The 22,892-nt window shown below is 69.5% G+C and carries 18 protein-coding genes and 1 pseudogene; 11 read left to right on the forward strand and 8 right to left on the reverse strand.

Going from position 1 to position 22,892, the window contains the following annotated elements; translation table 11 throughout:
• Positions 1 to 50: 50 nt before the first annotated feature.
• A complete protein-coding gene (locus C7C46_RS26935; RefSeq protein WP_110672533.1) occupies positions 51 to 590 on the forward strand; it encodes a hypothetical protein in 540 nt (179 codons plus the stop codon).
• A gap of 114 nt (positions 591 to 704) precedes the next feature.
• On the opposite strand, the gene C7C46_RS35310 is transcribed toward C7C46_RS26935, so the two are convergent.
• From C7C46_RS35310 to C7C46_RS26960, 6 genes are all read right to left on the reverse strand, one after another.
• The gene (locus tag C7C46_RS35310; RefSeq protein ID WP_181442543.1) at positions 705 to 848 is read right to left on the reverse strand and encodes a hypothetical protein; all 144 of its coding nucleotides are present in this window, start codon (positions 846 to 848) and stop codon (positions 705 to 707) included.
• On the reverse strand, positions 845 to 2,107 hold the full coding sequence (locus tag C7C46_RS26940; RefSeq protein ID WP_146259214.1) for a hypothetical protein: 1,263 nt from the start codon (positions 2,105 to 2,107) through the stop codon (positions 845 to 847). Before C7C46_RS26940 ends, C7C46_RS35310 begins: the two co-directional genes overlap by 4 nt.
• Before the next feature lie 297 nt (positions 2,108 to 2,404).
• Positions 2,405 to 2,878 (reverse strand): NUDIX domain-containing protein, encoded by a 474-nt coding sequence (locus C7C46_RS26945; RefSeq protein WP_110672549.1) that lies wholly within the window; start codon positions 2,876 to 2,878, stop codon positions 2,405 to 2,407.
• 767 nt (positions 2,879 to 3,645) lie between these two features.
• Positions 3,646 to 4,695 carry a hypothetical protein gene (locus tag C7C46_RS26950; protein ID WP_110672535.1) on the reverse strand — a complete coding sequence of 350 codons (1,050 nt, stop codon included), beginning with the start codon at positions 4,693 to 4,695 and terminating at the stop codon, positions 3,646 to 3,648.
• A gap of 401 nt (positions 4,696 to 5,096) precedes the next feature.
• A complete protein-coding gene (locus tag C7C46_RS26955) occupies positions 5,097 to 6,716 on the reverse strand; it encodes a hypothetical protein (protein WP_110672536.1) in 1,620 nt (539 codons plus the stop codon).
• Between the two features lie 189 nt (positions 6,717 to 6,905).
• The gene (locus C7C46_RS26960; RefSeq protein WP_245984989.1) at positions 6,906 to 7,565 is read right to left on the reverse strand and encodes a DUF1963 domain-containing protein; all 660 of its coding nucleotides are present in this window, start codon (positions 7,563 to 7,565) and stop codon (positions 6,906 to 6,908) included.
• Between the two features lie 467 nt (positions 7,566 to 8,032).
• Between C7C46_RS26960 and C7C46_RS26965 the strand changes: the two genes are divergently transcribed.
• On the forward strand, positions 8,033 to 8,911 hold the full coding sequence (locus C7C46_RS26965) for a DUF4231 domain-containing protein (protein ID WP_146259215.1): 879 nt from the start codon (positions 8,033 to 8,035) through the stop codon (positions 8,909 to 8,911).
• Positions 8,912 to 9,455: 544 nt separating this feature from the next.
• On the opposite strand, the gene C7C46_RS26970 is transcribed toward C7C46_RS26965, so the two are convergent.
• The gene (locus tag C7C46_RS26970) at positions 9,456 to 10,820 is read right to left on the reverse strand and encodes an NsdA family TPR-like regulatory protein (RefSeq protein WP_110672538.1); all 1,365 of its coding nucleotides are present in this window, start codon (positions 10,818 to 10,820) and stop codon (positions 9,456 to 9,458) included.
• 272 nt (positions 10,821 to 11,092) lie between these two features.
• Between C7C46_RS26970 and C7C46_RS26975 the strand changes: the two genes are divergently transcribed.
• The 9 genes from C7C46_RS26975 (at position 11,093) to C7C46_RS27015 (ending at position 21,780) form a co-directional block, all read left to right on the forward strand.
• Positions 11,093 to 11,476 (forward strand): ATP-binding protein, encoded by a 384-nt coding sequence (locus tag C7C46_RS26975; RefSeq protein WP_110672539.1) that lies wholly within the window; start codon positions 11,093 to 11,095, stop codon positions 11,474 to 11,476.
• 536 nt (positions 11,477 to 12,012) lie between these two features.
• On the forward strand, positions 12,013 to 13,935 hold the full coding sequence (locus C7C46_RS26980) for a nucleotidyltransferase domain-containing protein (protein WP_245984991.1): 1,923 nt from the start codon (positions 12,013 to 12,015) through the stop codon (positions 13,933 to 13,935).
• Positions 13,932 to 15,062 (forward strand): hypothetical protein, encoded by a 1,131-nt coding sequence (locus C7C46_RS26985; protein ID WP_110672540.1) that lies wholly within the window; start codon positions 13,932 to 13,934, stop codon positions 15,060 to 15,062. Before C7C46_RS26980 ends, C7C46_RS26985 begins: the two co-directional genes overlap by 4 nt.
• A complete protein-coding gene (locus tag C7C46_RS26990; RefSeq protein WP_110672541.1) occupies positions 15,040 to 15,834 on the forward strand; it encodes an SDR family NAD(P)-dependent oxidoreductase in 795 nt (264 codons plus the stop codon). Before C7C46_RS26985 ends, C7C46_RS26990 begins: the two co-directional genes overlap by 23 nt.
• Before the next feature lie 35 nt (positions 15,835 to 15,869).
• Positions 15,870 to 16,301: an NUDIX hydrolase gene (locus C7C46_RS26995; protein WP_110672542.1), complete on the forward strand. Its 432-nt coding sequence runs from the start codon at positions 15,870 to 15,872 to the stop codon at positions 16,299 to 16,301.
• Positions 16,302 to 16,493: 192 nt separating this feature from the next.
• Entirely contained in the window at positions 16,494 to 17,453 is a 960-nt protein-coding gene (locus tag C7C46_RS27000) for a helix-turn-helix domain-containing protein (protein ID WP_110672543.1), read from the forward strand.
• 1,457 nt (positions 17,454 to 18,910) lie between these two features.
• Positions 18,911 to 19,570: a plasmid mobilization protein gene (locus tag C7C46_RS27005; RefSeq protein ID WP_146259216.1), complete on the forward strand. Its 660-nt coding sequence runs from the start codon at positions 18,911 to 18,913 to the stop codon at positions 19,568 to 19,570.
• Positions 19,567 to 21,315 (forward strand): relaxase/mobilization nuclease domain-containing protein, encoded by a 1,749-nt coding sequence (locus C7C46_RS27010; protein ID WP_110672545.1) that lies wholly within the window; start codon positions 19,567 to 19,569, stop codon positions 21,313 to 21,315. Before C7C46_RS27005 ends, C7C46_RS27010 begins: the two co-directional genes overlap by 4 nt.
• A gap of 144 nt (positions 21,316 to 21,459) precedes the next feature.
• On the forward strand, positions 21,460 to 21,780 hold the full coding sequence (locus tag C7C46_RS27015) for a hypothetical protein (RefSeq protein ID WP_110672546.1): 321 nt from the start codon (positions 21,460 to 21,462) through the stop codon (positions 21,778 to 21,780).
• 143 nt (positions 21,781 to 21,923) lie between these two features.
• Here C7C46_RS27015 and C7C46_RS35315 read toward each other — a convergent pair.
• Positions 21,924 to 22,892 (reverse strand): annotated as a pseudogene (locus C7C46_RS35315) (hypothetical protein); the annotation flags it as partial.

Consider the following 22,892-nt stretch of genomic DNA (forward strand, 5'->3'; position numbering starts at 1 on the left):
GAGACTGCGACGATCAGCCGTCCCGCACCCTTCCGTGGAAAGACCGGTCCATGACGACTCCTCCACCCCCGTTCGACGCCCCGGGCCAGCCGCCCGTCCCGCCCCAGCCGGCCACCCCGCCGAACGCGGGCGTTCCGGTGTACGGCTACCCGATGCCGAGCCCGGAGTACGGCTACCCGCAGCAGCCGCCGGCCCCGCCGGCCGCGGGCTACGGCTACCCGGCGGGGCCGCCCGCCCCGCCGGCCGGCCAGCCGCTGGTCACCATCGGAGACATCGCCGTCACCAGCACCGGGATCATCACCCCGGCGGGCCCGATACCGCTGCAGGGCACGGTGTGGACGGCCACCGACCTGTCCCGCACGGAGGAGCGGATCGCCCCCGCCGGCATCGTGCTGGCGATCATCTTCTTCCTGTTCTGCCTGATCGGGCTGCTCTTCCTCCTGATGAAGGAGAAGAGGACCACCGGCCACGTCCAGATCACCGTCTCCGGCGGCGGCCGGTACCACACCACCTCGATCCCGGTCAGCTCGCCGCACCAGGTGATGGACCTGATAAACCGGGTCAACTACGCCCGTGGGCTCTGTATCTGAATGACGGTCAGGACATTCGTGAGAGCCTCAGGATGCACTCCCGCAGCTCCGGAAACTGCGGGAGCCGCAGACCATTCGGTCTGCGGCTCCGGGCCGTTCGGGACTGTCTGACTGTCAGTTGACGGCGAACTGGTAGTCGTAAGGGGCGAGTTGCACGCCGTCCTTGGTGGTCAGGTATACCTCCACGACGTACCAGCCGCTCTGGGTCGGGGTAAAGGAAGCCTGCGCCACGCCGTGGGCGCCTGCCTGGACCGTCACCGGCGTGCTCCAGTTGACCGTGTAGGTATTCTGGCCACGCCGGCCGACTTGATCTTCGGGGTGAAGTTGAACGTGCCCGGTACTCCGACGCCGCCACCGCTCCCGTTCTCCAGGTAGACGTCGGAGGCCACGGTCGGCGTGGTGTTCCGGTAGCCGCTGGTCCACCAGGTCGGCCTGCTGGTCCAGCCGTTCGCGCTGGTCGTGCTGACCAACAGCATGTCTCCGTAGGCACCGTTGAGCGTCTCGGTCACCACCGCGGTGCCGTTGCCGGAGGCCGGGACGGTCTCGGTGGTCGGGCCCTGGTCACCCCAGTGCTGCACGATGAAGCTGACCACCGGGCTGGCGGCCTGCACCCCCGGGTCGGCCGTCAGCTTGTACGCGGCCGGCTTGCCGAACTGCGGGCTGTGGCCCTGCTGGTTCACCGCGGGGCCGTCCGGCTTGACCACGATCTGGAAGTACGCCACCGGGGACTGGTTGAGGGCGCGGTCCAGGCTGACCACGCTCAACTGCAAGTACGAGCCGAGCCCGGCCGGCGGGATCAGGCTCACCGTTCCGGAACCGCCCAGGGCATCCGCCCGGACGACGTACTTCGACGTGGTGAACGGGTCCTGGTACTGCGGAACCCCGTGATCGCCGATGGTCGCCCCGCCAAGCACTCCGAAGCTGCCGGACCAGCTGAACTCGTAGCCGGCCACGTCACTCACCCCGTTGGCGCCGAACTGGAGCTGGATCGGCGCGCCGCCCTGATTCGCCTTCCCCTGCGGGTAGTTGGGCGAGCTGATGGTCGGGGCCTGAGCCGGCGAGGTGTTGTCCACGGTCAGGTAGCAGGGCGCGGTCCAGTCCGAGGCGGCGCCGGTGGCGTCCACCGAACGGGCCTGCCATGCGTACGTTCCGCCGTCGACCAGGGTGCCGTTCCCCAGCCGGACGCCCGCCTCGTTCCCGTGGTACGCATTCGGGGCCGCGCCGGTGATCAGCTGCGTCGGGTCGCTCACCGGGTACAGCTGGAACTGCTCGGTGACCCACAGCGCCGTGGGGTCTGTGGTGGCCGGGATGCCCTCGACGTCGACCCCGAGGCGGGCGTCGGTGACGACCGGGGCGTTCGCGTCGGTCGAGCAGGCCTGCAGGTTGTTGAACAGCTCGGTCGGAGTCACCGGCACGCTCACGTCCGCACTCGCAGGCACCGCCCCCAGCACGGCCAACCCGATCGCCGCCCCGGCCGCCACCGCGACGCGAGCACGCCCAACCACGGTTCTCTTCACGTCTTCCCTCCCGGGAACCCGCACACAACCCCCATTCTGGAGATCATCCGCACGAGCGCCGGGAATGCTACTGCTTCCGCCTGCCACCTCCCCCGGAATTTCCGCGGCCGACGACCTGCGGCTGCGTGCCTGCTCTTCCTGCTGCCCAGTCGGCCGCCGAGGGCAGGACGGCCTCATGTCGGCGCGCCGTCCGGCCGCCCCTCCGAGCGGCCTGCGCTCACAGGGCCGCCCAGATTAGAAGACGGGGTAGTAGTCGGTGGTCGAGTCGAACCATTTGGGTTGGGGATGGCCTGCTCTTCAGAGGCGGGGGATCCCATGCTCCAAGTAGGAGGTCGCCGAGCGAGCTCGGGCGTCAAGGCCGGCGTGGACCCGTCGAGCCAGGCGAGGGATGAGGAGCGCGTCGATCTGGTCGGCGGTGTGGAAGGCGTACTCGCCGATCTCCACTCCGTCCAGGTTGATCTGAGCTCGCTCCTCCGCCGGGAGGATGCCCCCGTCGAAGACGAAGAGCAACTTGTCGCCCTCAGTCGGGTGGGGCGCCCAGTCCGCCACGAGGAGGCGGCCGATGGGCGGGGAGATGCCAAGCTCCTCCTTGACCTCTCGGGCCGCGCCCTCGCTCGGGGTCTCGCCGGGGTGAAGGTAGCCGCCCGGGATCTCCCAGCCCGGCTTGTACGTGGGCTTCACCATGAGCAAGCGGTCGGCTTCGTCGAAGAACAGCACGCCGGCGGCGGTGCGCGGCCGGGCAACAGCCTCGGTGGCGTCGGAGTCGCCCATGACCATGACTGTAGCTTTCCGCCCCGGGCTACCCCAGGATGCGCAGCCGCTGGGCCAGGCCCGCGAGCTGGCGGCTCGGCTTGCCGCGCTGCCGCCGAAACCCGGTGGTCATCAGGAGCCGTGGGATGAATGGTGGCGGACTTTGTTTCGGGGCCAATTCCTCGGCATCCCGTACCAGGCAGGGGCCTCGCCCCTGTGGTTCTGCGCACTGTAGCTGCGGGCTATTTCGAGGTCACGAACGGAAGCCCGCAGTTCCACTCCTAGCCGAGCTCGGAGCACGGCCGTGGGCCCTCCCTGGTCAAGGCGGCTGCCGGTGCAGGAGCTAGGTCCAGACAAAGCAAAAGCCCCAGGTCACAGACCCGGGGCTTTCCTTCTGAGCGGGCGACGAGAATCGAACTCGCGCTATAAGCTTGGGAATCTCACAAGCCCAAGGGCTACGCGCTCGCCTACCGGAGTCCCAACTTCGGTCCTGAGGTGATCGGTTGAAGCCGCCGATGGATCAGATGCCGATCCGCGAAGGTAGTAAGTGAGGACGATAACCTGCTCCGCTGTTGACCGCCGCATACCGGCCCTACTGGTGCGCTAGTGGTGCGGAGGCTCGGCATGACAGACCTTCAGGATGGTCAGCACGCTTGTCGCTTGGGTAGCGACCGTCCTAGTTCACTCCCCGTCGCGAGACACGACACTCCGAGTGCAACCGATCCGAGCACCCTTGGCTCGAAGCAGCCGACCGCGCAGGCGGTCGGTGCTCTCGCGTTTCGGGCGGTTCAGCTGTAGAGGCCAGCTCCCAGTGCGACCAGTTGCTGACCTGCGCCGGTTGCGACGGCCGTGGTGAGTGCGGGGCCAGCGAGGCGCACGATCCGGCGCCAGATCCGGCCGCCCTGCTCAGGGTCGTGGCCGTCCCGTTCGAGGGTCTCGACCTCGGCCGTGTAGTCCTCGGCGTCGACATCGTCCAGGCCGAGCTGCGGAGCGACCTCGCGCAGGCCATGAACCAGGTTGGCCAGTGCTTGGGCGTCGATCCCGTTGCCGCCGTTGATCGTGTTGTGGTCGCCGGTGGAGACGACCCCACCGCTCATGCCACCGTTGATCACATTGCCGTAGTTGTTTGTGGTGGTCCCAGCGGTGTTCTGGCTGTCCATGTAGCTCCTGACGGGGTGGCCACTGCGGATGCAAGCGGTGCCGGCTGCGGTGATGCACAGCCGGTACGGGTCGTTGTCGTCTCGGGCGGCCTCGGATTCCGCGAGGCCGTGCTCGATGAGTTCCGCGACAGCACCCGCGATCTCGTCGATTGTCAAGGCGGTGCCCGCAAAGAAGGCAATGTGGGCGTGGGCGAACTCGGCGGGCTCGATCGGGGCGTCCTGATCGTAGAGCCAGCGCAGGAACGCGTTGCACGAGTAGTTGGCGCGGCGCACGCGGTCACCAGCGAGCTTCTTTAGCCGCCACACCTCTATCCGGCCGTCATCCGTGAGGAAAACCTCGGCGCTGGGCACCAGACCTTGGGCACTGCGGACGAGGCCGTGCTGCTCCAGCTGGAGCGCGAGGCCCTTGGCCTCCCCCTGCGGGACCTGCTCCCGCTCGGCGAAGTCGACTAGGTCCTGGACATATCCAGGCTCCTGTACGGCTCGCTCGTCCAGCCACAGCAGCGCCTTCGACAGGTACGGATCGTCCTCGATGCTGCTGTGAGTGCCGAAGCCATCGGGCAGGCTCGCACCGACGGGCACCTTTACCTGGTGGCGCTGAGCGGCCTGCTCGATGCTCTTCTTGATCTCGCGGACGAACTTGTCGATCTCGTGGTGGTTGATGCTGAATCCGGCCAACTGCGGCTCCTTCCAACGGGCCCCCGCAGCCAGGCTATCGGCCTCGGCTGACATCAACGTCGATGCTGCGGTGGAAGGTCATCTGGTCGGTGCAGTTGATCACCGCGTGTCGGCGTCGGCTTCCCGTCACCGCTCGTGCGGGCGGAAAACCTGGAGTGACGGAGCAGGAGTGGTTGGACAACCTGGAAGCGCAGCTGCCGAAGCGGGGCCTGGAGTAGGTCACGGACCCGGCCCGGATCTACTCAGAGGAGTACCCACCGAGCCAGCCGCCGACTGGGGACAGGTAGGACGCGCCGCTCGTAGAAAGCTCCCCCGACATCGCTGCCGCCCTGTCCTCCAGCGTCGGGCACTTCGCGATCAGAGCCGATGTCATCGGCCAGTTCAGGAATCGACAGTGTCGATCACGTCGCCGAAGAGCATGTCCTCGGGTACGCGGTCCGCCAGCAACCGCTCAAGCGCAGTCCAGCGTTCGGGGTTGGTACCGCAGAGCTGGATGACGAGCTGGGCTCTGACCTCCGGGTCGGAGTGGAGCAGTGCTTGGCGGGCAGGAACGTCGCGCAGCAGGTCCTGGGCTGGTGACGGGAGCGCAGAACGGCGTCGTAGAGGCGGTGGCTGTCGAAGCCGATATGGCCTGCGGCTGCGGCCAGCCACTGCCGGAGCAGGCTGGCCGGGTCCGGGCGGGTATCAAGTTCGTCGTCGGTCAGGATCCGCAGGACACCATCATCGTTCTGCGGTGGCAACGCCTCGTTGGCAGCGTTCCGGTACCAGTCGGGTGCCTGCGGGCTGTGGGCGATCCAGGCCAACTCGGCCGCGTGGAGTCCGGCCAGCACTTCCTTCAGCGCGGCATGCTCGGCGGCCGGGTTCGCGGCCAGGTGGACCAGGGCCCGGACACGGTGGTCTTGGTGATCGCTTTCGAGGCGGCGCTCCGGGGTGTCGATCACCTCGGTCTTCGAAAAGGGCAGCGTGCTGGGCCTGTGCACCACCACGGTGGGGGAAGGCAGCCCGATCAGCAGGCGAGCTGCCCGCGCAATGTGGGTCGAGTCAGCGGTGACCTGGGCCAGGTCACCGGCCAGGGACGTCACCACGTACACCTGTGCCGCGTTGCGGGGTGTTGCAAGAAGCCGGCCCCGGCGCACACAGGCGTCGACTGCTTGTGCGATCTGTTCCGGGATCATGTCCCCCAGCGTGGGATGGCGCCCGACCCGGGCAGCGATCAGGCGCAGCCGCTCACGGGCGACGACGCTCGGTTTCGGCAGATCGGCGAGTTCGGGGGCAGTGGCGACCGGAAGGCACAGACGTAGGACCGCCTCGGGTAGCGCCTCGGCGTGGTCGAGCAGGACATGGCATGCAGCGGCCCCCAGGGTGGGATGCGAAGCGAAGTACTCCCATCGCTCGGGGTGCTGCTCCAGGCACCTCCAGGCGTCAGCGCTCTCCGCATGCAGCCACCCGCCCCCGCCCAGCCCGTAGGAGAGGGAGCGCTGCCAGTCCGCGTCCGCTCCTGGGTCAGCTACGACCGCAGCGGCAGGTCTCAGCAAGAGTTCGCAGACCGCGTCAACCAGTGCCTCGGGAACCGGCTGGCCATCCCAGCGCCCCAAGACCATGCTCAACTCGTGGCGTGGCAACCGCTCAAGGAGGTCGATCGCGACCTGCAACTGTCCGGGAAGATCCGCGACAGCGGTCACGAGTTCCGGCCAGACCTGGTGCCCTCTGGTGATCTCGTCCAGGTCGGCAACGGTCAGGAAGCCACTCACCAGCCCGGCACAGAGGTGCTTGCGCTCCGCCCGACCGATCAGCGCCCGGCGCACCTTCGCATCGTCGGTGCGCGCCAACAGGTTGGGGAAGGCGTCGCCGAACGCCTTGGATCGGCTGTGGTCCAGGTCCCGATAGATGTCGTCACTACGGTCGACCCCACGGTTCAGCCCCGCGAGCACCACCGGAACCGCCGCTGCCGGAAGATCGCTGCGGATGGCCAACTGACGCCATAGGAACACCGTACTGCGGTCCACGGCGATGACCTCCAACTCACCTTCAAGGGCGCTTGCTTGCCCCGGTGAAGGAAACGGTACGCGCCGACTGCGACGGCTGTCCGCCGTTCATCGATACCCCTCGGCGCTCCCCGCCGAGCCCGGGGCGTTTCACCACAAGATCCGCGAGTGTCACGGCCAAGGTGGCAAGGAGTGGCGTCGCTCATCCGCTCCCCAGTGAGGTAGTCAGCATTGCCACAGGAACGCCGCCTGCTCGCAGGGTTCGCACGCGAAGGCGTAGGCGCTGCCGCAGCCGCCGAAGTTCATCGCGGTGCTGTGGTCGGGGCCTTCCTCCAACTGGGCGATCAGCGGCATCGCCTGGGCGCACGACGGGCAGGCGGGCGTCTCGTCGTACTGGACCCAGGAAGGCGCTCCGCCGACCTGGCCGAGAATTTCGAGGCGGGAGCGACCCGCCTGCTCAGCCCACGCCTTGCCGGCCTGGTCATAGTCCGTGTCGGCAACGGCCTCGAAGGCAGCCGCGTGGACCGCGCCAAGCAGGATCGTCTCCCGATCATCCTCGCCGAGTTCGGGCAGCGTCATCGGCTGAACTCCGTCGGTCGGGAAGAGCAGAGCGCGGTTGCCACCGGCGGTCGGACTCCACTCGTCGCACATGCCCGGGTCGTTCTGGCACATGAACACCACGAGCACGCCCCTGCGCTGCTGGGTGCCCTGACCAACCTGGCGGTCCAGGTCCTCCAGAAGGATCTGCGCCAGGAACTGCATCGGCCCCGAGCAAGTAGCGCAACGCGGCCATACCGTCCCGGCCGGCGCCAGCGGCACCCCGCCGGTCCGAGTGAGCAAGGCATCCTCAGCAGCAGACTCGGCATCGATCATCAGTGTGGTCACGGAGGAGCACTCTAGGACGGACCTCCGACACGGCCTGCAACACCCGGTGACGCCTCGGCCCGCAACCGATCCCCTTAGCCGAGAGAGCACTCGGAAACCGTATCCCGCGTCGGTGCGAGACACCGGCAGTCGGGGCGTGATCGGTCGCCCCCCCGAAGGGTTCTCCCATTTGATGATCACGTGCGTTTCCAAGGACGACGTTGGCCCGTTCCTTGCCGCCTCCAGCCTCGCGGCCGGTGCGACGAGACGGAGAACCAGACAGTTCCCAGACGATCTTGGCGCGATCTGTCAGTTCACGCCACGAGGCGAAGCCTCAGGAATAATATTTCGCCCCACCGGTCATCATTGGTCACTCCCGCGAGCCACACGCCGGCATATGTGAATATTTGCCACGGAGAGCCACCTCTTGCCCGAAGGTTGGTCGTGCCCTACCCTCCGAGAAGTTCAATGAGGCGACAGGGGGGTCTGTGGCGGTGGATGCGGACGGTGGAGGATTTCCGCGTGAATCCCAGGGGGCTCAAATTTCCAATGAGACAGAAAGGAGGCTCCAGGAGGAGTATCGAAAGAAGGTAAAGGATTTCGATGAGATCGAGGAGAGTCTTCGAGGGGTACGAGCTTTCCAGCGGGCGTACATCCTCATGGCGACGGGCGGGCTCGCCCTGACCGCTCTCCTCGGCTACACGGTGGTCGTCGGCCTATGGGAGACACAGCCGCAGTTCCTGCGGTGGGCTGGGCTCCTCATCGTCACCGCCCTGTGGGTGTCGGCCGGGTGGGCGTTCCTGCTCAACCGCCCGAAGATCGTCGCGAGAGCGGGTGCACTCCGCAACGCTCTCCAGGACCGGCAGTCGGCTGCCGCCAAACTACCACTGGACTCCCCGTCCGGATTGCGGATCTATCGGGAAGCATCACTGGAGATCATCGACCAGTACCGCAGGGGTGCGAATAAGAACCGCAGGGTTCACAACTTATTCCAGGCGGTTATTCTCACCGGATCGATTGTAACGTCATCCCTCACCGCCATGAACCAGGGAAACAGTGCCGCCCTGAGGTCGGTGACCATCGCGCTCAGCGCCTTAGTCGGCATCTCCGCAGCCGTCACCGGATATTTCAAGTTCCGCGAGCGCGGTTACAACCTCCAGTCGACGGCTGACGAGATCGAGAAACACTACAACGCCTCCCAGTTCATGCTCGACGAGTACGCGGGCAGCGACCCCGCGCACCCACTGTCCGAGCCCGACCGGCTCCGGATGTTCGCCCGGTACGTCGAGAAGCTCAAGGAGGAGCAGCGCAAGCGCGAACTCCAGCTGGAGCAGTCCAGCTCCGCCAGCGAAGAGCGCTCCAGTTGAGAGAGAGGGGGACCCCGTGAGGAGGCGCTATCTGCGATGGCTGCTCGCGCCGATCCAGCACCACCGTGCCCGTCGGCTCATGAAGGTGCACGGCTCGATGCCGTACGCGACTGCGTGGTGCCTGGTCATGCTCGCGCAGTCACCCTCGGAACTCCCCTACGTCCAGAGTGTCGTTGCCCGTGCTCCAGAACTCGGGCTGCCAAGAGCTGGAATCTGGGCGGATTCCTGGTATGCCCTGGAAGACGGCGAGCGTCGCCGCCGACTCCTGTGGTTGGACCGGCATGGGGCGACGCCGCTGGCGTTGTTGGGGGTCCGGAGTCGGGGGATCGAACTCACGGGGCTGCATGTCACGGAATGGGGACTGCCACCGGGGCACTGGGCGAACTCCGCCACCGACGCGTGACCGGTCGTTTCGCAACCAGTCGATCAGATGCGGGCGGTACTGGACCTTTTTGAGGCGTCGCCAGGTAACGGTTGGCGACGCCCAATGCGGCATCGAGGTCCTTGCCAGGCGGGCTGTGGCGAATCGGCCATCTCGTCTTCGTCAGATCAGGAAGAAGGCGGCTCGCTCGTCCAGCTCCGACGCCGCCGAGACGCCGCGACTCTTGAACTGGGCCAGGCTCTTGCGCATCTCGATGACCGCGCGGCGGGTCCGGACGGACTGCACGCCGGCCATCGCGTCGAGCGCCCGGTTCCAGGTGCCGCATGCCTGCTCGATGCCGCCGTCGGAGAGTTCCATCTTGGCCTGGGCGACGAGGTCGAGGGCCTGGATGCGGGCATACGTGGTGGCCGGCCTGGTGGCTGCGGCTGCCGCGTAGTTCTCCGCAGCGCCCTTGCGGTCGCCGAGGCGCGCGAAGACTTTCGCGGAACGGGAGTTGACGGTCGCGCGGGCGGGACCCCAGGAGCGTGCCCAGTACGGCATGTCGTTGCTGTCGGCGGCCTCCAGCAGGTCCCGGGCGCGCTGGACGGCCTGAACAGCAGGCCGACGCTGGTTGGTTGCTGCCAGGCCGTGAGCGTGGGTGATGGTGAAGAGGGCCTCGGTCGCGGCGTCCACCCGGCCGATAACCCGGGACAGAGCCGTGTCGGAAAGCGCGAAGGTCTTGGCGGGGTGGCGGAGTTTCATGCCCTGCTGAGCCAGCGTCCGTAGCACGAAGGCGTCGTGCCCGACGATCCCCGACTCGACCGCGAGGGCGTAGGACTGGTGGTAGTACCGCTGGGCGAGTCCCTGCTCCCCGGCGTCATATGCCTTCCAGCCGGCGAGGTGCACGCCGACGGCTGCAGCAGACAGCATCTGCTGCCGGTCGTCGTGGGTTCGGAACGTTCCCCGGCACAGCGCGGCCACGTCGGTGCGGAGGTACTGGATCAGGGCTGATCGTCCGTGCTGGCCGCCGTGGCGTTCGTCGATTCCGGTGAACATGCTGATCATGTCGCGGACGGCAGCGACCTCGGCGACACCGGCCACCGAGCCGCTGCGGACGGCAGCAGCCCGTTCGGCGCCCTCGCGCACGTACTCCAGTGGCAGGTGCATCGCGGCGACGGAGTACGCCGAGGCGGCCAGGAACTTTCGACGGTCCAAATCAGCTCTCCACACCCCTGCGAGGACGCCCACCGGGTCGGAGCCGATGGACAGCCCCAGGCCCGGATCGGATTCTTCCACCGACCGTAGCCCGAGTTCGGCCGGGGTGTAGATCCCTCCCGTCTTACGGAACAGGGCCTCGCAGATGAAGGCCGGGGTGTCGCCGTCAGGGTCGGCGCCCCGCAGCCACTTGTGGACCGTCGAGGGGTTCGTCCGCAGCGGGACGCCGACTTCGGCAGCCACCCGAACCACGCCTCGTGCGAGCGCGTCGAACGTCATCTCCGCGTCGATGATGGCTGCTTCGAGCTGGTGGTTCGTCACGGGTTGGGCCATGGCCAGTCCCTTCTCAGCGCCGACGGGCGGTAAACACGGTAAAGACAACAGAGCCTTCGCAGCAGGGTCTTGGACGAAGGATCGTCGGTTGACTTGGTGTCAGCCGCTCGGGATCGCGAGTCGACACCGACTCCGGGGCAACCCCGGGCGGCTGCCTCCGACCGCTGCCGTCCGGACAGCCCCCGCTGCCCGGGGCCGGCAGCCCTGGCGACCAGGAGCGGACCGTGACGACCAAGGTGCTGACCAGAACGGACCCACTCGCACACCCTGCGATGGCATTCCTGCCGTACGAGCCCCAGTCCGCCTCGGCGGCCCGCGAGTTGGTCCGGGGAAAGCTCGCAGACTGGCGGCTGGAGCACCTGGCCGACGACGCCAAGCTGCTCGTCACCGAACTTGTCTCCAACGCCGCCAAGACCGGCTGCCTGACCACCATGCGAGTCACCGTCGCGCGGGTGACCAACCGCGCGGGCCGGGCCGTACAGATCGCCGTGCGAGACGGCTCCCGCGCCCTGCCGGTCCTCATCGCCGCCGCGCGCGACGAGGACCAGTCGGGCCGGGGTCTGGTGCTGGTGGACCGCCTCTCCGTCATGTGGGGCGTCGAGGTGGACGCCTGGGGCAAGACGGTCTGGGCCGACCTCGCCGTGGAGCGGGTGTGAGCGGCCGGCGCCGGGGCGAGCACCGCGACCCTGTGGGCGCTGCCCTGACCACGCTGTGGGTGCTCGGCCACGCCGTCGTCCTCGGCCTGCTGCCGGTTCTGATCCAGCACAACCATCAGGCAGGCGCCGTGAGCCAAGCCCGGGTTCCAGAGGCGGCCCCGGACACACCGCCGCCGGCCTGACCCCTGTTCTCCCCGCCCTGGCACTCCCAGCACATCGGCCTGCGGCGGGGCCGGGCGGCTCCGGGTGCTCCCCCGCGGCTGGAGCCGCCCATCTTCAACGGCCCGGCATCAGCCGGGCCGCCACCCCATCGCGCCGAAGGGAGATTCGCCGTGCCGCAAACCGCCGCACCGATCTTGGAGGCCCCGCAGCCTCCCCCGCCCCCGCCTCCTCCGCCCCCAGCGCCGCCCATCCCGCAGCCGCCCTTCCCGGGCAGTCGGTAGCTGCCCCTGCTGATCCCCGGCCGGGGGCACCACAGCCCCCGGCCGGGGCCGCCCGCCGTTCCAAGACGTTGCAGCACCTCGCGGAGGAATCTCGTGTCCATCTCCCCTGAGCACGGCCCTTTGCCCACCCCGCCCACCACAATCGCGTTCAGCGGGCCGGACAACGTGGGCAAGACCAAGCAGATCGGCATCCTGGCCCGCCGGATCGGCCCGGCAGCCGCCACCACCGGCCCGCTGGACGACTGCGACCCGCGCTGGAGCGACATCAAGGCGGCTGGCATGGGCGCCTGGTGGTTCGAACGCGGACCCATCGAGGAGGTCGCCGACGTACTGGCCAGCTCCTACCTCAAGCGGTCCCGCAGGCCGGCCGCCGCGGCCTTGCGCTTCATGGACCGGGGCATCCCGATGCTGGAAGCCTCCCTCGCTGCCACCGTCGCGGTACGCGAACGCACCGGCCCCGAGGAAGCCGCAGACCGGGCCCGCGCGCTGCTGGAGCCCTTCGCCACCGATCTGCGGACAGCCGAGGCCGCAGAGCACGGCATCGTGCTGCTGCACGACGACGACCCGGTGATCGGCACCGCCCGCAGCCTCTCCCACGAACGGAGCGTCACCCCCACCTACGCGGAGTACCAGCGCCACCTTCACCTGCAGATCCACCGCCTCGTCGGCGAAGGCAGGTGGGCCGAGACCATCGTCATCGGCGAGCGCCGGGTGATGGCCGTACAGGACGAGATCCGTCAGCGCCTCCACCCGCTGACACCCCTCGTCCCGCCACGCGCCCTGCCCAGCGTGCAGGTGCTCGCGCTCGCCGGCATGTCGGAGAGCGGCAAGAGCACGGCGGGCGAGTACCTGCGCACCCGACACGGCTACGGCCGCCTCAAGATCGGACACCTCATCGAGGATGCCGCCCACCGGGCGGGCATCGCCGACCCGTACGAGGTCGCCGCCGTGGTGCGGGCCGAGCTGCTGGTCGACGCCCTGGACCGGTACTGCGCGGCCCACCACTTCCTGGACCGGGTCACCATTGAGTCCGTGCACGACCACGACGCAACCGCCGAGCTGCGGCGCATGCTCGGCAGGCAGCTGACCGTGGTCTACCTCGACACCGCGCCCGACCTTCGCGCCGAGCGCGGCACAGCCGGACCGGACGACGTGGTGGAGCGCGATGTGGTGAAGGCCCGACGCGGCGCGGCCGGGATCGTCTCGCTCGCGCACGAGGTGGTGGACAACAACGGCAGCCGGCTACGTCTGGAGAGGCGCCTCGACGGGATCGCGCTGGCCCACCGCTGGCCGCTGCGGCAGCCAGCCACCGTGCCGGTCAACGCGCTGGGCCTGCCCGTCAACCTGGAGTCCTACCTGTCAGCGCTGCTGGACCGCACCACCGTCCAGCAGCCGCCCGTGATCGACCTCCTCGCGGTCACCGGCAGCGGGGCACGCGGCAAGTACCAGCACGGCTGGTCGGACCTGGACGTGTTCGTGATCGCCGACCAGGACAGCATCCCGAGGCTCCGGCAGGCCCTGGCCGAGTTGGAGGCCGAACTCGGCGGCGTCAAGCTCGGCCTGACGGTGCTGACTCAGGACGAGTGCCGCACTGGGGTGGTCACCTCCCGCCTGCTGCACGTCCTCGCGCTGATCGGCTCCGGCGCTCTCGTGCCGTTGTGGTGCCGCCCCGGCCTGGCCGTGCCCGCCCCGGACGCGGCCACCGACGTGGCAGCCAGCGTCGAGGCCGGTGTGCAGGCCGCCGTCGAGATCCGCCGCCAGCTCCTCAAGGGCACCCCCGACCTGCGGGCACTGTTCAAGATCACCGCGTTGCTGGCCAAGGTGATACTCCGCTTCGAGGGTGCAGAGTGCGCCTCCGACGACGACGCCCTGACCGTCTTCCTGGAACGCGAGCCGGGCATCGGCGGCGACCTAAGGCGCCGGGCCCGCGAAGACCGGGACAAGGCGGTGGAGCTGGCCAACACCGTACTCGGCCACTGGCTGGCCACCCTCGCCCTGCCCACGAGCCGCGCATGAACACCCCGACCACGGCGAGGCCGGCCTTCCGCAAGGTCCTCGACCCCGCCAAAGCCGACGCCGAAGTCCGGGGCTGGCAGGCCGCCGCCCACGCACTGCCGGTGCCCGACCTGCTGGGACGCGTCCAGCTGTCCGGCAAACACCTGGTCGCCTACGAGGACGTGTTCGCCAGCGGCCGGTGCACCATGCTCCTGGGCGACGTCATCGCCACCGCCGACCGCGACCCGGCCGCACTGCCCCGGGTCAACGCCCTGATCGACGCCGTCTGCGACAGCCTGCTGGACGCGGTTTCCGCCAGCGGGCACCCCGAACCGCTGTCGGCCTGCGTCCCCGGCCTCTACCTGGACCGCATCCGCCCCGGCGGCCGGATCGACACCTGGTACCTGTCCGGCCGGCTGGCCATCCCCACCACCTGCACCGGCAGCCCGCTGTCGCTGAGCACCCTCACCGGCCACACCTTGATCGTCAACGGCATCGCGCTGCGGTTCGACCTGCCCAGCACGGTGCGGGAGGCCCGGGAAGCCCTCTACCCCGGCCGCCGGTGGATCACCGCCCTCACTCAGGGCGACCCCACCGAACCCAACATCGCCGACCCGCTGTGCTGGCTCGACTTCGAGTACGCCGGACGCAACACCATCGCCGGCGAGATCGCCATCCTGCTCTGGTACCTGCTGGGCATGGGCGGCTGGCTCGTGCCCACCTACCAACCCGACGTCTACACCCGCACCCTGCCGCTCCACCTGCCGCCCGTCACCACCCCGCACCTCGAACACGTCGACCACGTCGAGCGGCACCGCCGCCTGGAGATCCGGTACACGTGGCCGGTCGGCGCAGGCCGACAGGCCGCCATCACCCGCCTCCTCGACCGTGTCCGGGCCGATCTCGCCCCGGCCGCCGGCCTCAACCCGGACCGGTTCCTCGCCCAGATCCGACACTTCCTCACCCTGCGCATCCTCGGCGTGATCCCGCCCGCCCGCCTCACCGGCCACGACCTGCTCCTGCTGCTGGCCAAACTCGCCGAGGCACAGCACCCCGAAGCCGTCGGCGAGGTCTTCACCCGCACCCACCCCGCTCCCGCCACCGGCCCCGACGATTGGACCGACGATGACCACAGTCGCGCTGCTTGACCTGCCCATCGCCGCGCTACCCCTCCAGGGAAGGGTGGCCCTGGTCACCGGCGGAGCCACCGGCATCGGCGCCGCGATCAGCCGGGCCCTGGCCGCCGCCGGGGCCACCGTCGCCATCAACCACCTCGCGCAGATCCCCCAGGCCCGCGCCGTGCTCGGCGACGTACGCCGCGAAGGCCGCAGCGGAATCGAGGTCAGCGCCGACCTCACCGACCCGAGCGCCGTCGCCATGATGACCAGCCAGGTCGAATCCGAACTCGGCCCGATCGGCATCCTCGTCAACAACGCCGGCGCCTACCCCCGCACACCGTGGCACCAGCTCGGCGAGGACGAGTGGGCCCGCGCCATCGAGTCCAACCTGACCATCCACTACCGCACCTGCCAGGCCGTCACCCCCGGCATGACCGCACGCCAGTGGGGCCGGATCGTCAACCTCGGCAGCATCAACGCACGAGCCGGACGCCCCGGACTGACGGCCTACAGCACCGCGAAGGCCGGACTGCTCGGCCTCACCCGCTCACTGGCCAGGGAACTTGGCCCGGCTGGAATCTGCGTGAACACTGTCCTGCCCGGGGCCATCCAGGTCGAGGCGGAGAACGACCTGCCCGCCCACCATCGCGCCAAGCCCGAGGACCAGATCCGACGCCAGTGCGTCCAACGCCGAGGCCGGCCCGAGGACGTCGCCGCAGCAGTCACCTTCCTCGCCAGCCCCAGCGCGTCCTTCGTCACCGGCCAGTCGTTGCACGTCGACGGAGGCTGGCTCCTCCACTGACCGGCCCAACCCCGCCACACAGAAAGCAGACAACCATGCAAGAGCGCGTCCGAGCCGTCCTCCTTACCCCCAACGACACCCTGCTGCTGATCAAGCGCATCCGCCCCGGCATCGACCCGTACTGGGTCATCGTCGGCGGCAAGATCGAGACCACCGACGCCAGCCCCGAGGACGCCCTGCGGCGCGAGGTCCGCGAGGAGATTGCTGGAGAGGCCGAGATCCTGCACCTCTTGCACACCATCGAGACCGACGACGAGCGCCAGATGTTCTACCTGGCCCGCATCGAGAAGTGGAACTTCGCGGACCGCACCGGGCCCGAGTTCAGCCAGGAAGGCCGCGGCGAGTACCTCCTGGAGGAGATCCCACTGACCGGCACCGCGCTGGACGCCGTCAACCTGCTGCCCAAGGAGTTCGCCACCGTCCTGCGCGAGGCTGTGGAGCGGGGCGAAGTCCTCACCGTGAGGTAGAGGGCACTCTCCACGGGACGGACCCGGCCAAGGTATCTCTCGGCGCCAGACCTGGATGTGATCAAGACCGCTAGGCCGAACGCCCTTTTGCGGAACTGCCCTTGTGCTACGTTCCGTTGTCCCAACAGAACATAGGTGACCCCGGCGGTGCGCTAACACCCCGGGGTCCGGCAACAGGAGTGCGACCTCCAGATGCGTATCCATCGTAGCGCCCACGTGCGCTCGTTCACCGTGCTGCCCAACGTCCTCCTGCAGGACCGACGGCTGAGCTACACCGCCCGCGGCCTGCTGGTCGACCTCCTCTCGCGCCACGACGGCTGGCGCGAGGACGGACGGGCGATGGCGGACAGTAGCCCGCAGGGGCGCGGGGCGATCCGCAAGGCCCTGAAGGAGCTGACCGAGGCCGGCTACTACCAGGTCGTGAAGCTGCGGATGCCAGACGGGACGATCCGCAGCGAGGCCCACGTCTTCGACACCCCGCAGCGACCGGACCTGCCGGGTGTCCCCCGTCCGGTCTCCGGTGAAGCGACGACCGGCCGTGCTGACGTCCCTCTTGTAAAGAACCTGGCCAAAGAACCCTCCCTCCCCGTCGGAGCTGCCGACGAGCCGTCAGTCGACGCCGAGGCCGGCGGCGAGCCGGGCGGGCGGGAGGAGAGCCACGACATCATCCGCGACGCTCCGGCAGTGCCGGATGAGCGAGCCCGAGCGGCTGCGGTGACGCTGTTCAGGGTGATCAAGGCTGAGCCTCGCCTGCGACTCGGCGAGGCCGAGGCGATGGATCTGGCACCGCTGGTGGCGACATGGCTGGAGCGCGGTAGCACGCCCGGCGAGCTGGCCCAGGCCCTGCTGCCCGGCCTCCCCGCGATCGTGCACTCCCCGACGGCGATGCTCCGCGACCGCCTGCAGCGCAAGATGCCACCCGTCCACATCACCGAGCAGCCGCCGACGGCCCGGTACGCCGAGTGTGCGAAGTGCCACGACCCGGTGCCGCAGCCTGGCATCTGCAAGGTTTGCTCCGGGCTCGGCGAACGACACGTCGTGGTCGGCGCTGGTGAAGCCGCGACTCGCAGCGGTGCCGCCCGCGCCCGGGAAGCGATGCGCGCTGCCAAGACCGGGCTCGGCATCGGCGCACTCGTCCCAGCCAGCCGCTAGACCAGGACGGCGGACGGATGGACGACGCGAGCCTGCGGACCGTCCGTCCGCGCTCTGCGGACCGAACCTGCGGACCGTCCCGACTCAGCCGTCCGCCCGTCCGCGTCGGCGGACCAGTGGACCAGCCGTCCGTCCACGTCAGCGGACCGGCAGACTGACAACCTTCGGGCCGACCACGGCCTGCCGCCCGGATCGCGACGAACAGCGAGACACCCGCCGTCGACCGCCACGCGGACGATCTGAACGCCGCGACCGCGGAGCTGGCAGTCCCTCGGGATGGCACCGCCCAGGAACGGCACCGCGAGTCACTCCTGGAATCGCTCCGCGAGTGACTCCTGGAGTCGCTCCGCGAGTCACTCCCCGAACGGATCACGGATCACGGATCACGGATCTACTACCCCTCCGGGGGGCGGCTTCGCCGCACCCGATCCCCTCCATGCCACCTCCCCGAGCAGCCGCCAGCGGCCCTGCATGCCGAGTGCGCGAAGTGCCACGACCCGGTGCCGCAGCCGGGCATCTGCAAGGTCTGCTCCGGGCTCGGCGAACGGCAGGTCGCGGTCGGCGGCGGTGTAGCCGCGACCCACGGCGGTGCCGCCCGCGCCCGAGAAGCGATGCGCGCCGCCAAGACCGGGCTCGGCATCGGCGCACTCGTCCCAGCCAGCCGCTAGACCAGGACGGCGGACCGACGACGGACGACACGAGCCTGCGGACCGTCCGCACCATTGGACCGGACTGCGGACCAGCGGACAAGGCAGCGGACCGCCCCGGCTCGTCCGTCCGTCCGTCCGTCCGTCCGCGGACCGAACCAGCGGACCGTCCGCACCCGCAGACCGGGCAGCGCCCCGGCAGACCAGCGGACCAGACCAGCCGTCCGTCCGCGCTCTGCGGACCGTCCGCTCCAGCGGACCGGACAGCGGACCGCCCCGGCTCGGCCGTCCGCCCGTCCGTCCGTCCGTCCGTCCGCGGACCGAACCAGCAGGCCGTCCGCACCCAGCTGTCCGTCCGCACCTGCGGACCGTTCCCACTCGGCGGACCGAACCTGCGGACCGTGCCCGCTCGGCGGACCGTCCGCGTCGGCGGACCGAACCAGCGGACCGTCCGCACAGATCGGGGCCGGGCGCCAGTGCATCGCACGCAAGACCGTGATGATCTCGTGATCAAAATGCGGGAACGACTGAAGCGCGTCCAGCGTTCGTCCCCTCACATCCCCCATCCATGCCGGCCGCCCGGCCACCGTCGCCTGCCTCCACCCAGGTCCGCACCGGTCGGCCGCGTCATCATCCACCTCCGAAGGAGAGCCCTTCCTGAGCCACCACTCGCGCCTCCCCGACAACACCACCACCGACTCCAAGCAGCTCGCGAAGTCCGTTAAGCTGGACGACCGTTGGCGCCTAGAGACGAACAGCCTCACCCCGGGCGGAGCAAGCAAGTGGCAAAGCCCGTCCTACGGCCGGGATTTGCCAGAAGCCCTCGCCCAGGGGGGCGAGGACGGTCCGGAGCTGCCGCGCGCGAGGGCGCACACGGCATCACCGGACCTGCACCGCCAGCCGGCGGTGCAGGAGGAGAAGCCCACCACCGCACCCGCCATCGCGCCTCCCGCTGCTGCCGCCGACGCACTCGCGCTCACCACCGTCAGCACCGCCGCCGCCGTGTCGTGCGACCAGCCACGCCCTGTGCGTGAAGCCGCCATCGCCACTCAGCGCCGCAAGCCCAAGCGCCGCCCGCGCGATGCCGAGAACGTGAAGAGCTGCAAGCGCACCGTCCGCTTCAACGCCGACGAGGACGCCGCGATCCGTCGGCACGCCGCCGCGATGGGCATCTCCGTCTCCGCGTACATCGCCCGCAAGGCCCTGGCCCAGGACACTGCGGACATCACCACCCGCGACGAGCAGCTGGACGCAGGCATCGACGAGCTGGCAGCGCAGCGCCGGCAGCTCTCCGGCGTGGCCAGCAACGTCAACCAGCTCGCGCGCGACTTCAACTCCGGCGTCGACCTGGCGCCCGGCGTAGTGCGCGATGCCATGGCCGCCACGATGGCCGTGCTCGACGTGACCCGCACGGCCATCGTGCAGCTCGATGCGGCGGCGATGCGCCTGGCGAAGGCGAAGCGCCGTTGATCAGCAAGCCGCGTCCCGGCTCCAAGACCATCGGTGCGCTGGCGTACCTCTACGGCCCCGGCAAGGCCAACGAGCACACCGACCCGCACATCGTGGCCTCCTGGGACGGCTTCACTCCCGACCCCGGCCGTGACCCGGGTGTCACTCTCACCCAGCTGCGCGATGCCCTGGACCTGCACGTCGTCCAGTACGGCAAGTCGGTGAAGCAGCACGTCTACCACCGCCCTGTCCGTGCCGATCCAGGCGATCGGATCCTCAGCGACGAGGAGTGGGGCGAGATCGCCCGTCGGCTCGTGGCGGCAGCCGGCATCGCGCCTGCGGGCGACCCGGACGGCTGCCGCTGGATCGCGGTGCGCCATGCCGACGACCACATCCACATCCTGGCCACCACCGTGCGCGCGGACCTCACCCAGGCCAACCTCTGGAAGGACCAGTACCGCGTCGAGGACGAACTCACCAAGATCGAGCACCAGTACGGGCTGCGTAGCCTCGCCGACACCAGGACCAGGGAGTACCGCGCCGCGATCCCCAAGCGCCCGACCGGCGCCGAGCTGCGCAAGGCCGAGCGCCTGGGCCTGGGCGAGCCGCAGCGCGTGAGCCTGCGCAACGCGGTGCGCCAGGCGCTGGCCGGGGCCGCCGACGAGCAGGAGTTCATCGCCCGGCTCGCCGCACAGGGCGTGCTGTTCGACGTCCGCCGCGCGCCGTCCGGCGACGCGACCGGCTACAAGTTCGCCTTGCCCGGCGACGTCGGCGGCTCCGGGCCGCTCTGGTTCTCCGGCGGCAAGCTCGCCGCCGACCTGAGCCGGGGCAGGATTCTGGCGCGCTTCGCCGCTGGCATCGACCGGCCCGAGCACCACAGCCCGCAGTCTCGTCCGGCCTCCGGCCGGCGCCAGGCCAGCAGCACCGTCGACCGCGCCCTGACCACCCTCACCGACACGGACAGTGGTGATGACGGCCGCGCCGCCGCGACCATCAGCGGCGCCGTAGAGGTCCTGGATGCCCTTGCCGCCACCAGCACCACGCTCACCAGGAAGGAGTCCCTCCAAGCCGCCCGCGCCCTGGAGCGCACCGGCATCGCGCATACCCGCGCCGCCCGCAGCGACCTGCGGGCCATGCGCTCCGCCGCCCGCGCGATCCTCCAGGACGGCAGCGCCACGGGCGGGGGCGAGGAAGGCGCGGCAGCCGCCACCATCCTGTCCAGCCTCCTCCTGCTCGCCATCCTCATCGCGAAGTGGCACGCCGCACGCGGCCACGAGCACCAGGCCGACGCCGCCCGTGCAGCCGCCCAGCATCTGCGCACGGCCTACGCCCGGCATGCCGCCGCACCGCTCGCCATCCTCGACGCCGAGGGCCGACGCCTGGCCCAGCCCGTTCAGGACCAGCAGGCCGAGACGGTGCGCCGCGCCCTGCCCGCCGACCAGGCCACCAGGCTGCTGGCCGAAGACGGCTGGACCGCACTGGCCGCCACCCTCGCCGAGGCCGAAGCCGCAGGCCACGACCCCGAGGCACTGCTCGCCCAAGCGAGCAGCCGACGCGAACTCGCCACCGCCGACTCAGCGACCGCCGTGCTCACCTGGCGCATCCGCCGCGACGCCGGACTCCCCCCGGCTGCGGCGAAGCGCAACGCGAGGGCCGGCGCGGCACGGGCCCGGACGGCCACCACCGACCGTTCCCGCCCCACCACGACGGTCCCCGCTGTCCAGGACCAGCCCGTCGCGTCGCCGATACTGCGCCCAAGGCGCTGATCGAACATCAGCTGTGTGGCACAGGAAGCCTCCTGTGCCACACAGCTGATGTCGTTTTGATGTCTTCTGTCATAGTTGGGAACGCTTGCAGCCTGGTGTCCCTTGTCGTGTTGCCACCACAACCGACCAGCCAGAAGGACACCCATGACCGACCACGCCAACACCGAACACGACCTCGCCGACCGCCCCGTCACCCGCGCCGTCCCACACCCCGAACCCCTGAACCCGCGCGGCATCGTCATCACCTGCGCCGCCTGTAGCGCCTCCCGAGACTGGCTCCTGATCCAGGTCCGCACCCTCGTCTTCGTCCGCTGCCGCTGCGCTCACGAATGGCAGGCGCACGACCTCGGTGCTGGAGACTTCGATGGCTCCTACAGCGGACCGGAGACGGAGTGGGACAGCTTCGAGCAGATGTACCGGGGCCTCGGCTTCGACGGGCTCCTTCGAGGCTGCTATCTGGGATAACGAGCGGTGTTGCAGCAGGTGCAACATCCAGCATGGGCGGCACGTGCCTTCGGCCTACTCCTTCCTGGGGGATCGACCTCGAGTCGGTCCCCCGGCCGGTTCTCGGGCCGGGGTCGTAGCTGATGCAACGATGTTGCGGTGGATCAGGCGCTGCCAGGTCCGGTCTCGGAGACGGAACGTTCGGGCTGCCCGTCAGCATGCTGGGCTAGCGCCTCGAGTACGTCGGCGGTCGCGGTAAGGAGACGGGCGAACTGTTCGTCGGGCGTCAGGCTGTCGAGCCCGGCCCGGGTCAGGGTGGCTTTCCAGTCCCGGGTCCGGGAGTGGGCAGCTCCGGCGGAGCGCAGGCCCTGAAGGATTCGCAAGGGCGCGGTGAGCACGTCGGGATCGCCGCCGGTCACCTTCACCCAGGCATCAAGGGCGTTGATGGTGGGGGCCTTGGGATCGCTGCCGGGCAGAGAGCGGATCGCCTTGACGTCGAGGTAGTCGATGACGCCCTTCGTCAGCGTCAGGATCAGCGCGTCGGCCGCGCCCTGCTCACTGCTCGTGGGCAGGTGAAGGCCCTCGAAGGCGATACGGTCCGCGGGGTCCCAGTCTCTGTAGACGGGGCGGTCGGCAAGTCGGGACAGCGAGGTGCTGAATCGCCTTCGGCCTTCGAGCAGGCGGCTCACTGGATCGGGCGGACCGTCGACCCACTGTCCGAGGATGTCCCGGCGGTGGCGGGTTTCGTCTCGGCCGCCCCTGGGAGGAACGTTGAAGCCGAGCCAGTGGTCCCGTTCCTCGCTGGGGAGCTTGCTTCCCAGGTCTCCGAGTCGGGTCTCGATCAGGCCCTCCGGGTTCCTGCCCAGGGGCAGGAGCCATAGGCCCAGGCAGCTGAGCTGCTCGCTCGTCACGTGGTAGCGGGAGGGCTCGGAGGTGTAGCGGTTGAGGACTTCGCGCCGGAAATACACCTGGGTCAGGTAGTGCGGGGTTCCCCGGTCCTCGAAGTAGGTGCTGAGCTTCTTGGGGTCGCAGGTCGAGGTGATCTTCCCGCCCGTGTCGGGGTCGACGGCGATGGTGAACTCGGGAAAGCGGTCTTCCCTGGGATGCGAACGGGCTAGTACTACAGGGATAGA

The sequence above is a fragment of the Streptomyces tateyamensis genome (genome assembly GCF_003205575.1).
Taxonomy (GTDB): domain Bacteria; phylum Actinomycetota; class Actinomycetes; order Streptomycetales; family Streptomycetaceae; genus Kitasatospora; species Kitasatospora tateyamensis.

Coding starts and splice junctions, on each gene's coding strand:
- C7C46_RS26935 (WP_110672533.1), top strand. CDS start 51: ATGACGACTCCTCCACCCCCGTTCGACGCCCCGGGCCAGCCGCCCGTC.
- C7C46_RS26945 (WP_110672549.1), bottom strand. CDS start 2,878: ATGGGCGACTCCGACGCCACCGAGGCTGTTGCCCGGCCGCGCACCGCC.
- C7C46_RS26970 (WP_110672538.1), bottom strand. CDS start 10,820: ATGGCCCAACCCGTGACGAACCACCAGCTCGAAGCAGCCATCATCGAC.
- C7C46_RS26975 (WP_110672539.1), top strand. CDS start 11,093: ATGGCATTCCTGCCGTACGAGCCCCAGTCCGCCTCGGCGGCCCGCGAG.
- C7C46_RS26985 (WP_110672540.1), top strand. CDS start 13,932: ATGAACACCCCGACCACGGCGAGGCCGGCCTTCCGCAAGGTCCTCGAC.
- C7C46_RS26990 (WP_110672541.1), top strand. CDS start 15,040: ATGACCACAGTCGCGCTGCTTGACCTGCCCATCGCCGCGCTACCCCTC.
- C7C46_RS26995 (WP_110672542.1), top strand. CDS start 15,870: ATGCAAGAGCGCGTCCGAGCCGTCCTCCTTACCCCCAACGACACCCTG.
- C7C46_RS27000 (WP_110672543.1), top strand. CDS start 16,494: ATGCGTATCCATCGTAGCGCCCACGTGCGCTCGTTCACCGTGCTGCCC.
- C7C46_RS27015 (WP_110672546.1), top strand. CDS start 21,460: ATGACCGACCACGCCAACACCGAACACGACCTCGCCGACCGCCCCGTC.